1 protein-coding gene is annotated in these 14,674 nt (G+C 36.6%); it reads right to left on the bottom strand.

The annotated features are described in order from the left end of the window. Positions 1-14,550 (bottom strand): putative Ig domain-containing protein (locus C4E06_RS19125; RefSeq protein ID WP_232826302.1); only part of this gene is annotated, 14,550 nt, incomplete at its 3' end. Between the last annotated feature and the right edge of the window lie 124 nt (positions 14,551-14,674).

Genomic DNA, 14,674 nt, shown 5'->3' with positions numbered 1-14,674 from the left:
ATCTTCTGCAACCACTTGATAGACATAGAGGTTATTAACTCTGGTTTGAATGGGGGGGTTAGAGATGATTTCGGGGGCGTTATTGGGTTGGGCATCAATAACAGTGAGGTTGAAGGTTTGCTGATCTTGTCCTCCTTTGCCGTCATCCACCAAAATTGTGATTTCATTGTTGCCTACTTGACTGGAACTAGGTGTCCAACTTAGGAGTCCTGTGGTTGCATCAAGGGTTAAACCTGTTAGATTACTACTCAGTTGATAGGTTAAGGTATCTTCATCCCCATCGATGGCTTGCGCTTGGTATTCAAAGGGTTTGCCGACTTGGGGCGAAATTTGGGGAGGGATGGATATAAAGGTGGGATCGGTGTTAACCGGACTCACTGTCAGCTTAAAGTATTGTATATCTGCTTCTCCCTGACCATCTTTAGCGGTGACAATGATTTCAAAATCAACAGGGCCGGTATTGGGAACGGTGACAAATCTGTTTAAACCACCACCCCCAGTGACTAAAACTTCTCTCGTTGCAGGAAGTTGAGTTGGTAGCCATTGAATTAACCCGGTTTCGGGATCGATGGTCATTCCTTCTGGTGCAACGGCTAATTCGTAGGTTATGGGATCATTGTCTGGATCGGTTGCTCTAGCTTGATAACGGAACCATTCTCCTACGTCTACCCCATCCGTGGGTGCAACGGTAGTAAAGGTGGGTTTTTGGTTGGGAGGATCTCCTACTTTATGAATACCGAAGAAATGAGAGTAAGTTTCTCCACTGCCTACGGTGATGGTATCCACAAAACTACCGCTTTCTGGTGCGGTTTCGATAAACCCACTGGGAACCGCTTGACGCACGGTATAGGTTCCGGGTTGAAGATCATCAAAGGTAAAGTAGAAATTGGTTTGACCAAAGGTAGAGGTAGAGGTGTTCTGTTTGGTAATTTGTAAGGGTTCGTCTTCGTCTAAGATGCCATTGTTGTTTAGGTCGAGATAAACGGTAATTCCTTCTAAGAGGGGTTCTGTGATGTAACGAGGATCAAAACCACTGAAGATATCATACATATCTCTGGGATTACTGATATAAACTGCTTCAGGATCAACCCGACGCATAACATCCATTCCCCCTTCTGCAAAGCCAAAGGCCAGTAAGTTCACGCCATCGGCTCTCACATCTGCTATGAGTTGGTCATCTACGCTAATAAAACCATCTGACATGAAGAATATATTAGGATCTCCTGGTAATGCTTGTTGTAAGTCCCAAGCATTTTGAATGCCACTGGTATCGGAGGCACCACCGCCAACACCACCAGTAATCACCTCTCGAATATCGGCAATCCCATTATTATTACTATCGGTTAAGGGTGTGGTGGTAACTTGTATCCCTTCTAGGGTGGGGTTCATATCAATCACATCTCGCCCAGAGGTGATAATACCGATAGAGATATCCCCTCTTCCTTGAGCAATCATAAATTCACTCAAGGCTAAAATTGAGCCTAATTCTTGGTCTAGGGGTGAGAGGTTTTGGTTAAAGGCACTTTCGAGATCCACTTCACTCCAATTAACTGTACTAGATCCCATACTGCCGGAAACATCAATGACAAAGAAGATATCAGGTTGTTCCCCTACCACTAAGCTACTATCGGGAATACCATTGGCATTCAAATCTTCAAATACTACCCCTTGAATTTTGCCTAGTACCTCAAAGGTTTCTACGTCCCAAGTCTGGGTATCACTTCCTCCTCGGCCATCGGAAACTTCGACGCTAAATTGATAGCTTTCTCCGGGTTGTATGTCTTCTGCTAACCAGATTAATTCTCCGGTATCTTGATTAATAATGGCACCGAGTGGGGCTTCTAGGAGACGATAACGCAACTTATCATCGTCGGGATCGATACTTTCGAGTTGATAACGATAAATGTCTTGGTTGAGTCCTAATTTAGTTTCAGGAAGGCTAATAATGGCGGGACTTCCATTGTCTGGATCTGGGAAGACGCGAAGGTTATAATTTTGGATAGCTTCGCCCCCGCGGCCATCTTCTACTTGAATTTGGACGGGGAATGTCCCTAAAATTCCAGTTGCATTATTGGCTGTGGTTTCACCGTCTCCAGGGGTAACAATATCGGCAGTTTGTTCAAAGGAGAAAATTTGGAATTGATAATCAATGGGTGTGCTTGAACTTCCTCCCTCGATATAGACGGTATATTCTCCTGAGTCGGGTAAGGTTACCTCAAAGCTATTATTCGGGTTAAGGGTGGTATTTCTTAGAGTATTTTGATTGTTCTGATTTAAAACTTTAATTCGGACTGAAGAGCTTCCTTGGTTAATATTAAAGAATAGTCTTTGGTCGGCTTCTCCTTCAATACGATACAGTTTACTTTCTTGTCCAGAGGTTAAGGTGTCTTCGACAGGAATGGTATAAGGAATATCTTGAGTTAACCCAAAATTGAGCAGTTGGAAGGCATAATTTTCTTCAGTGCTACTATTTCCATTAATCAAGACATGATAAATGCCACTTTGGGTTAGGTTTAAAACGGGACTATCAGCAGAGTTATAGTTATCACGACTATAAATCGTTTGACCATTGGGATCGATAATACGAACTTCCATTGCAATTCCTAACATCCCATTAAAGAGAATTTGCTCTCCAACTTGGGCATCAAAACTATAGATTTCTGGTGAGTTTCCAGGGTTTAATGTTCCTTCAATGACAGTGTTTGAGGGTAATGAATTATAGTTTTCTGAAGTAAGATCTGTTGGTAATTCTAAAATTTGGAATTGCCAATTTCCGATGGTTGTTCCTAACCCGTAAGTTTCTAAAGTGTATTCTCCTGTTTGATCTAAACGAATCACCCCTCGATCATCGGTAGTAACATGATTGGTAAAGAGGTAAGTGTCATCAGGGTTTTTCAAACTTGTGCGAATACCACTACTGGTACTGTTGAGTTGATCGATCCAAATTAAGCTACCCGCAGACGCATTGAAAGTATAACTATCCACATCTCCTACATCAGGAACAGTTCCGATAGCAGTAACATTGGTTCCGGTAAGGGGGATAGGTGCAACGGAATTATCTGTGACTTGGAAACTGTAATCAACGGGAGTGGTGCTATTTCCTGCGATCGCTAAGGTGTATAATCCATCAGAGGGTAAAGCGACTTGAAAATCAGGATCATAGTAGAAAGGTTGGGCTAAAATTCCATTATTGGGGTCATATAACGTCCAGTTTGCACGATTCCCTTCCCATTGACTGGCTTCAAGATCGAAGTTAAGAATCGTTCCTTTGCTTCCTATAATTTGATATAGTATGGTTTCATTATTGGGTTCTAAGGTTCCTGTAATCGCTTCATCAAAGGTTAAAGGAGTGGCTAAAGTGCGATCGCTTAGTTTGAAAGCATAATTACCAATCGTATCAAGATTACCATCAATTTCTAAGCGATAGATTCCGGTTTCAGTTAAGGTAAACGGTGTCCAATCATTATTGGTATCACGGTTAATAATTAATGCACCACTCGGAGAGTATAAACGTGCATCTAAGTTTGTATTACCCACTAACGCATCAAAGAATAATTGTTGACCTGTTGTTCCCTCAAAAGTATAAACATCTCTTTCTCCTGCTTCGGTAATTTCTGATTGTACAGTTTCTCCTAAAATTAAGGAATTAGTAATGAAGTTGGGGGTTACAATTTCCAGATTGTAATTATTATTCGTTGCAGACTGTATTCCTTCAAAAACAATGGTATAGTTACCATCTAATTCTAAGGTTATGTCTTCATAATCTAGATGTAATCGTTGAGAGAGTAAACGTTGACCTGATGGATCATAAACATAGTAATAATTAGATGAACTGCCATCTTTTCTATCAAAGTAAAGTCGTTGTCCTTTGCTTCCATTAAAGCGATAAATATCCGCTTCTCGTTGGGTTCCTCCAAAGTTTCCACTAATATCTGTATCTAAATCAATTAAAGGTGCATCAGCAAAGTCTAATAAGCGGAAACTGTAATCCTGTATTGTATCTCCTGTTCCGTCAATTACCAGTCTGTAGGTTCCATTTTCAGTTAAGATAGGTCGGTTTGAACTATCATCATAACTGCCAAAGTTGGTACTCAATACTTGCGTATTACTAGGATTATATAAGGTAGCAACAATACTACTATTTCCTAACAGTTCATCTAACCATATTTGTTGTCCAATTGTTCCCTCGAAGGTGTAAATATCTTGTTCTCCTGCTTCACTAATTTCTGCTTCAATGGTGTCTCCTATGATTAAGGAATTAGTTATAAAATCAGGAGTAACAATTTCGAGTTGATAGTTATTATTAGAGCGATTATCTCCTTCAAATACTAATGTATATTCTCCATCGATAGATAAGGTAAGTCCTTCATAATCAGTATATAAACGTTGAGAGAATAAACGTTGACCCGATGGAGCATAAACATAATAAAAGTTCCCAAAATCTCCATCTTTTTGATCAAAATAGAGTCGTTGTCCTTCGGTTCCATTAAAGCGATAAATATGTGCTTCTCGTCCCGTTTCTCCGAAGTTTCCATTAATATCTTCATCTAAGTTAATGAGTGTCCCATCAGCAAAGTCTAATAAGCGGAAACGATACGCTTCTGTTGTCTCTCCTGTTCCATCAATTACCAGTCTGTAAGTTCCATTTTCGGCTAAGACTGGTCGGGAAGTATTATAGTCTAAACTGCCAAAGTTGGTACTCAATACTTGCGTATTACTAGGATTATATAAGGTAGCAACAATACTACTATTTCCTAACAGTTCATCTAACCATATTTGTTGTCCAATTGTTCCCTCGAAGGTGTAAATATCTTGTTCTCCTGCTTCACTAATTTCTGCTTCAATGGTGTCTCCTATGATTAAGGAATTAGTTATAAAATCAGGAGTAACAATTTCGAGTTGATAGTTATTATTAGAGCGATTATCTCCTTCAAATACTAATGTATATTCTCCATCGATAGGTAAGGTAAGTCCTTCATAATCAGTATATAAACGTTGAGAGAATAAACGTTGACCCGATGGATCATAAACATAGTAATAGTTCCCAAAATCTCCATCTTTTTGGTCAAAATAGAGTCGTTGTCCTTCGGTTCCATCAAAGCGATAAATATGTGCTTCTCGTCCGATTTCACCAAAGTTTCCACTAATATCTTCATCTAAGTTAATGAGTGTCCCATCAGCAAAGTCTAATAAGCGGAAACGATATGCTTCTGTTGTCTCTCCTGTTCCATCAATTACCAGTCGATAGGTTCCTGTTTCTGCTAAGATTGGACGAGAAGTATTATAGTCTAAACTGCCAAAATTGGTACTAAATACTTGACGATTACTGGGACTATATAAGGTAGCAACAATACTACTATTTCCTAACAGTTCATCTAACCATATTTGTTGTCCAATGATAGCATCAAAAGTGTAAGTATCCTGTTCTCCTGGTTCACTAATTTCTCCGTTAATTATTTCATCTATTGTTATTGAATTTGTCGTGAATTCAGGAGTAACTATGGTCAGATTATAGTTATTATTACTTGCATTAACTGTTCCTTGAACAATAAAAGTATATTCTCCATCTGCTACTAAAGTAATTCCTTCATAATCAGCATGAAAACGTTGAGAAAATAGCTGTTGACCTGAGGGATCATAGATATAGTATGAATTCCAAAAATCGCCATCTATACGGTCAAAATACAGCCGTTGTCCTTCGGTTCCATTAAAGCGATAAAGATGGGTTTCGAGGGTACTTTCTCCAAAGTCTCCACTAATTTCTGTATCTAAATCAATGAGGGTTGCATTGCTATTATCTAATAGTTTAAAACTAGCTGTTGTGTCTGCATTATTATTAGATTGTAGAACAAGATAATAGTCTCCATCTGATTCTAAAGTTTGTAATCCTATATCACCTCGCAGATCACTTAAAGACGAAATTTGACGACCACTAGAGTTTAATAACCTTGCTGTAATATTAGGATTAGTAGTATTTAATCCATCAAACCATATTTTCTGTCCTGCGGTTCCTGTAAACTTAAATCCTTTAGTTTCAAATGGATTTAAAGCAATATCATTTTGTATATTTAAGTCTATATTTACTGATGTTTTCAGTTCAACTAATTTGAAGCTATAATCTCCTGTAATACTGTTACCATTACCACGAACTTCTATGGTATATTCACCTGTTTGGGGTAATAAATATGCACCATAATCAAATCCTGTCCATAAACCGTTAACAACACTACTTCCATCAGGATTTTTAAGATTTGCATAAAAGTTAAAGTTAGATGTATCTTGTCCATCAAAATAAATTAAGGTTCCTGCATTTGCGGTAAAGGTATAAGTATCAATTTCACCTCCAACTGAAATAGTGCCTTCTCGTAAGGTTTCTATACCGTTATTAACAACAGGTGTTGGAGAAATATCATTAACTTGGAACTCATAACTAAGATCATTATCAGAAGTATTCAGTAAAGCTAAGGTATAGGTTCCATCAATAGGTAAGGTAACATTAAAATCACTCAGAAATGATCTTGAGTCAACAATTTGATTACCATTTAATAAAGTTTGTTCTGAATATAATCTCCAAGTTAAACCAGATACTGTATTCAAACTATCAAAGTTTAATTGTTGTCCTGCTGTTCCTTCAAATTGATATAAAATTGTATTTCTTGTTTCTAAATTACCATTAAATTCAGTTCCAAAGGATAAGGGTAAACCTGCATCGGAAATCACAAAATTGTAACTACCCGTATTATCAGTATTTCCATCAACTGTTAATTGATAAGTTCCTGCTTCTATTAAGGTTATTGGGGTACTATAACTATTACCATTGAGATTAAAGATTTGCTGACCACTGGGACTATTTAAGGTGACAGTAACGTTACTATTATCACCGCGAGGTTCAAAGTGTAAGGTTTGTCCAACGGTTCCATCAAAGGTGTAAATATCTTGTTCACCCAGTTTAGAAATGTCTCCATTCACTTCATTATTGATAGTTAATGGTGTTATTTCTGTGGTGGTAGCAACGACTTGAATATTATAAGGAACCGTTTCATCATTTCTTTCTCCTCTTAACATCAAGAAATAGGTTCCATCATTAGGGAGAACATACTCAAAATCACTGTTTAAACTAACTTCTCTTAATTCCTGATTACTGGTAGTATAAAGATGCCAATTTGTATTAGGTGAATTTTCTTGATTATCAAAGTAAATTCTCTCTCCTTCATTACCAACAAATTGATAGAATTGAATAGATTTTCCAGGATCAAGGGTTTGATTACCTGTTAATATTTCTGGGGTTAAAGTGGGAGATTCATCCACATCAATTAATTTAAAACCATAGTCTCCTATTGCTTCTCCCGAACCATCTATAATTACCTGATAATTTCCTGTTTCTGGGAGGATAAAGGGTTCTCGAAAATCATCCCGATACATTGAAATATTATTAATGAGGTTATTTTCACTAGGACTTACCACAGTAACTCGAAAATCAGAACGATCAATTAAGGTATCTAAAAAGAGTCTTTGTCCTTTGGTTCCTGTAAAGGTATAAATATCTCGTTCCCCTTTTTCAGTTATTTCACTAACAATATTGGTATCTAAAGTTAGGGAGTTTGTAATAATATCTGGAGTGATAATTTTGAAGGAATAATCAACAGGAGTTGTACCATTATTTCCTTGAATTGCTAAGGTATAGGTATCGGTATGGTCTAATACCAGTTCAATTGCACTAAAAATTGACGTACTAGCAACTTGTTTATTACCAGAATCATAAACTGTCCATCTGGCCCCCGATAAATCATTAGGACTATCAATAAAGATGCGTTGTCCTTCGGTTCCTGCAAATTGATAGAAATGGGTTTCTTGGCCTAAACTTAGGGTTCCTGAATAGTCTGTATCTAAGTTAATCGGGGTTGCTAAACCAACATCTAGGAGGTTGAAACTATAACTTCCTGTATTTTCCCCTAACGCATCAATTCTGACTCGATAGGTTCCATCTTCGGGTAAGGAAAATGGGGTGTCTCTATCTCCGTAGTAAAGGTTTTGACTAAAGATTGATCTTCCACTGGGACTGGTTATATTTATGGTGTGACTGAAAGTAGCAGTAGAATCTAAATATAAGGGATCAAAATAGAGTTTTTGGCCTGTTGTTCCAGTGAAGGTGTAAACGTCTTCTTCTCCTTTTTCAGTTATTTCTCCAAATACACTATTTAGATTTTCATTATTACCCAAATTCATGGGACGGGTAATTTCATCAGGGGTAATAATTTCAAAACGGTAAGGAGTGATATCGGTTAAACTACCTGTTCCTCTAATGGCCAGTTTATATTCTCCATCTGTGGGTAAATAAAGTTCAAGATCACTAAAGTTAGAATTGGTAACAACTTTATTATCAGGATCATACAATACCCAATTTAAACTACCACTACTCAAACTATCAAAGAATAGTTTTTGTCCTTCATTTCCAGTAAAGCGATAAATATCATCTTCTGACCCTGGACTTAGTTGATTTTCTATTACTGTATCAAGGGAAATAACTGGGGTTAAATTAACATCAATTACCCTAAACCCATAACTTCCTGTTACGTCACTATTTGCATCAACAACAATACGATAATTTCCTGTTTCTGTAAGAGTAATGATCTGATTATTTGAGGATTCTAAATTCGTATCAACGATTCGTTGTCCACTGGGACTATAAACTTCAAAATTCCAATCAAAACGATTACCAGTAAATTGTAAGGGGTCAAAATAAATTTGTTGTCCCAACACTCCACTAAAGGTAAATTCGTCTTTTTCTCCAGGTATTCCAATTTGACCAAATACTGTATCTCCTAAGACTAAGACTGGGGGTGGTGTCCATTCCACAACTCCCGTCTGGGAGTTAACAGTCATCCCATCTGGTCCTAATATTAAACTAAATGATAAGGGGTCTAAATCAGGATCAATTGCATCTGCATCGTATTGATACAGTTGATTAATATAAGCATCAACCACAGGAGAAGTAGTAAACAGTGGGGGACGGTTGGGGGGTTCAGAAATGACGGATAAATTGTATGTTTGGGTATCAATTCCTCCTCTTCCGTCACTCACTTCTATAGTAATTTGATGGTTTGCGATATCATCGATGGTTGTCTCCCAAGTAATTTCTCCTGTTTGGGAATTAATGGCCATTCCTTCCGGTGAAACGGTTAAGGAATAGGTTAAATTATCGCCATTGATATCCGTTGCATTAACATCATATTGGTAGGTTTGTCCCCCAATAATTTCTAGGGTTGGGGTACTTTCTATGACGGGAGGTTGATTAATTTCTGCAAGAATTACTAAATCATAAGTAAATTGTATTTCTTGGGGGTTTCGGAAATTGAAGGTTATACTTTGACTAATTTGTTCGGGATCTAATTTTCCATTATTCAGTAAATTAGTAAAGTCATAATAGGGTAATCCTTCGGGGGTAATTCCATCTGCATCAACAACACAAATATTAGGACTGCTGATATTTGCGATCGCAACAATTACAGAATCATTTAATCCATAAGTTCCAATATTTTTCAGATTAACTTCTGTGGATAATGTCTTATCTTTTTCATCGAATGAAGTAATTTGATATTCAGCAATGATACTACTCGAAACATCTTCTACAACAGCAAAGTTGATTGAATTTGTTGCAGTATTGACTGGAGTATTTGGTGTCACTCCTGTGGTTATAGGATTGGTATTTTCGACAATCTCTAAACCACGAATACGGACAGATGTTTCCGTATCACTATCATTATTAACCAAACGGAAGATTAAAGTCGCTTCAGTATTCTCAGGTAAATATCCCACATCCAAACTAACCGTATTACCCTCTATTTCCACTCCATTCGCTGTGATAATTCCTTGTTCTTCGGTACTATTAAAGAAAGTATCTTTATCCGTATCAATGGTATAAACTAAACTCTCTCCATTATTCCCTAATAACGCAACTTCAAACGCATCGTTAATAAAGTCTATATCCCCAAAATCAAAGTTTAATGATTCATAAGTAAAGCGTATTTTTGAAGGAGTTTCGGGAATGGTAATGGTTTCTTCATGGATGACTTTAAAGTTATCTTCTTCCCGTAAAATAATCACAGGAGAAATGTTAAAAGTCACGGTTTGTGTATCACTTCCTCCTTGTCCATCTTCGACTAAATAACTGAAGTTTCCACCGTTTCCTGTAACTCCATTTGCAGGAATAAATACTAATTGTTGTAACTCATTACTGCTTAATATTTGATTGATAGTGACAGGGTTATTATTGAGTTCAAGAACTCCTAAATTACTATCAGGAACCTCTGTGATTGTAATGGTTAAAGGATCATTATCAGGATCAATTGGTGGGGTAATATTTAAACCATTCCCTCCACTATCTTGATCAACAGTTAATAATTTGTCTGGTTCTGCATCGGGGGGTTGATTGGTTGCTTCTACGTTAATATTTAGGGTTTCTGTAACTTCTAATATCCCTCCTTCTCCCGTATTTCCTAAGTCGTTAGCGGTGATTTCTAAGTTTTCTATTCCTTCAAAGTTCAAATTACTGCGATAAATCAAACTGTCTAAAGCAGCATTAACATTATTAATATTTCCTTGAATGGTAATAGTACCATCTTCATTTCCTGTTCCATTAATTACGATTATATTTTGTAAATCACTTAAACTAATGACTCCGTTGTTAACCGTTAAAGTCACTTGAACAATTTCTGCATCAATATCATTAACGATAATCCCAGTAATACTAAAGTTGGTTGCTTCGGAAATAGTCGGTAAACTGGGTATTGTTAAGGTAGGAGAGTCATTAACAGGAGTAATATTAATGGTGATAGTTTGTGAGACAGCATTAACTCCATCGAAGACAGTATAAGTAAAGTTTCCTGCTTCTCCATTAGCATTTTCTACAGGAGTAAATACTAAGTTAGTTAACGCTTCTAGGGTTAGGTTGTCTCCAACATTTACAGCAACTCCATTATTTAAAATATTTCCTTGACTACTATCAGGAATAGTATCGATGGTAATGGTTAAGTTATCTCCATCTACATCTGTGGGTTGATTAATGTTTAATAAGGTTTGTCCACTATCTTCTAAAACTGTAATAGTTTTATTTCCATCAACAATGGGAGATTCATTAACATCTGTAATAGTCAAACTGTAATCAACAAAACCATCTGGGGTGTCTCCAATTTCTACATCATCAACTTCTACTCTGACGTTATAACTACTCTTATCTTCAAAGTCTAAGGTTGTACCAGCTTTCAAATATAAGACGTTATCAACTATCTCAAAGAAGTCAGCATCATCTCCACTTAAGGCTAAACTGTTTGTTCCCTCTCCGTCATCATTGATAACAACATCCGCTACTTTAATCGGGTTAGTGGTATCAGTATTTTCGTTAAGATTAATGACTGGGTTTTCTAACGTAACAGTGGGGGGTGCATTAACATCACTAATTGTTAATGTATAAGTGATAGAATCATCTGGTGTTACCCCAACCGTTGGATCATCAACCTCTAGATTAACTTGATAACTCGACTGGGTTTCAAAGTCTAAATTAGTCCCGGCTTTGAGGAAGAGTTCAGTGCCAATAATCTCAAATAATGCTGCATCAGTTCCACTTAAACTTAAATCATTGGTTCCTTCTTCATCATCATTGATGACAATATCTGCTACTTTAACAGGGCTAGTTGTATCTAGATTTTCATTGAGACTCTCAACCGGATTGTTTAAGGTAATAGAAGGGGGTTCGTTAACATCTGTAATAGCTAAGGTATAAGTGACAGAATCATCAGGTGTTCCCCCAATAGTCGGATCATCAACCTCTACATCAACTTGATAACTTGACTGGTTTTCAAAGTCTAAATTAGCCCCAGCTTTGAGGAATAATTCATTTCCAACAATTTCAAATAAGTCTGCATCGTCTCCACTCAAGGTTAAATTATTACTTCCTTCCCCGTCATCATTAATAGCAATATCTGCTACTTTGATGGGGTTAGTCGTATCTGTATTTTCATTAAGACTGGCAACGGAATTATTTAAAATGATAGAAGGGGGTGCGTTAACATCCGTAATAGTTAAACTGTAATCAACAAAACCATCCGGTGTGTCTCCAACTTCTACATCATCGACTTCTACTCTGACGTTATAACTACTCTTATTTTCAAAGTCTAAGGTTGTACCAACTTTCAAATATAAGACGTTATCAACTATCTCAAAGAAGTCAGCATCATCCCCACTTAAGGTTAAATTATTTGTTCCTTCCCCGTCATCATTAATGACAATATCTGCTACTGTAATAGGATTGGTAGTATCAACATTTTCGTTGAGACTCTCAACCGAATTGTTTAAGGTAATAGTCGGAGCAGCATTAACATCACCTATGGTTAAGGTATAAGTAGCGAAAGCATCTGGAGTATTCCCAACTGTTGGGTCATCAACTTCTACATCAACTTGATAACTCGACTGGGTTTCAAAGTCTAAGCTAGTTCCTGCTTTGAGAAATAATCCATTCCCAACAATCTCAAATAACCCTGCATCGTCCCCACTTAAGATTAAATCATTGGTTCCTTCTCCGTCGTCAGTAATAAGAATATTAGCTACTTTAACAGCATTAGTCGTATCTAGATTTTCATTAATACTGTTGATAACGTTGTCTAAAGCAACCGTGGGCGGTTGATTTACATCCGTAATAGTCAAACTGTAATCAACAAAGCCATCCGGTGTGTCTTCAACTTCTACATCATCAACTTCTACTCTGACGTTATAACTACTCTTATCTTCAAAGTCTAAGATTGTACCAGCTTTCAAATATAAGACGTTATCAACTATCTCAAAGAAGTCAGCATCGTCACCACTTAAGGCTAAACTGTTTGTTCCCTCTCCGTCATCATTGATAACAATATCTGCTACTTTGATGGGGTTAGTTGTATCTAGATTTTCATTGAGACTTGCAACGGAATTATTTAAAGTAACAGTGGGAGGTGCGTTAACATCCGTAATGGCTAAGATATAAGTGACAGAATCATCAGGTGTTACCCCAACCGTCGTGTCATCAACCTCTACATTAACTTGGTAAATCGACTGACTTTCAAAGTCTAAATTAGCACCAGCTTTGAGTAATAATTCATCACCAATAATCTCAAATAACGCTACATCAGTTCCACTTAAGGTTAAATTATTCGTTCCTTCTCCATCATCATTGATAACAATATCTGCTACTTTGATTGGATTAGTTGTATCACTATTTTCATTGAGACTGTTAATGATGGTGTCTAACGCAACCGTCGGGGGTTGATTTTCAATCACAACTGGGTAAGGACAAAAATGGTCTAATTGACTTCCTAATTCCGTAGGTGTTACTGTTTCTACTTGAATGTAAGGACGGGGACTATATCCACCTATTCCATCACTATCTAAGTAGACAATAGTTCCTTTACTATAATCTCCTAACACAATATATCCATCTTCTAAGGGGTTATTTCCCGTATATCCAAAGCTTTCTAAGACTAGGGTTAAATCAATCTTATCTTTTCCTATTTCAAAATCTTTAATGATGTCCCCTGCATCTCTAATACTTTGATAAATAAAGCTATCCTCTCCTTCTTTTCCTATTAAAATATCCGCACTGAATCCTCCAATTATTCTATCATTTAAGTTAGTTCCTTCTAAAATATCTCTTCCTGTTGTCCCAATAATTTCATTTGTTGATTGCTCTATTTCAATTATTTCTCCCTCAAAATTAATTTTTCCGTAGTCATTTTCTTCATTCCATCTTTTTTCAGTTTCAATACTAACTGCTTCTTGGAATAAAACAGCCGAAAATTTAGCTCCTTCATCTCCTTTGGTGTCTATTTTCCCATTTAGTTGATGATCTAAATAATGTCCTAGTTCTTCTGCTATTACCTTCTCTAATTCTCTAGGATTTTCGGCTGCTCGTTCTACTAATGTTTTTTCTAAGTAGATTGTTTTTTTTGAAGCAGCATAACCTCCTTGACTTCCTAAAATTTGACCTTCTACAATTTCAATTTTAGGTTGTCTCTTCTCTTCTATAATTTCTTTAATTAGACTTTCTGCTTTTTCTTTATCCCATTTATTTCCTAATATTTCTTTCAGTCTTGATTCCCAATCTTTTTCTTCTAAAAAGTTCGATAATCTCTGATTGACTTTTTTTAGACCATCTTTAATTAATTCATCCTCATTAAACTCCTCTAGTCTTTCGAGCCATTGACTCTTTTTATCACTATTGTTTAATAATTCATCTTCTGTAAGTGCTACTTGATAATTTCCTAATAATTCATCTAACTTGATATCTATTATTTCTTTTTGAATAGTCTCCCTATTAATAATATCTTTTTCTATTCCCCATTCTTGAGTTTCAGTTAAATTTTTAGACTGTTCGAGCCATTGATCAATTTCTATTAATAACAAATCTGAAGGATTCATTTGAGATAGATGACTTTCTATCTCACGAGATACCATTACATTGTTTTCTAAAGGACTAATACTAGGATGTTGATTGCTGGTCAATTCTGAAACAAAGTTTTCCATTTTTTCAGTTTTCTCTAATCAAAATTTTCTTACTTTTTTCTGGCTTCTTTCCATTAAGATTCCCTAGTCCATTATCAGAATAAACGTTGAATCTCTCTTTAATTTTTACCAGGAAAGCCATGTC

Origin of the sequence: Cyanothece sp. BG0011, assembly GCF_003013815.1 — a bacterium.
Lineage (GTDB): Bacteria > Cyanobacteriota > Cyanobacteriia > Cyanobacteriales > Microcystaceae > Crocosphaera.
The sequence above is the reverse complement of the archived record's forward strand: the minus strand, read 5'-3'. Positions and strand labels throughout refer to the sequence as shown.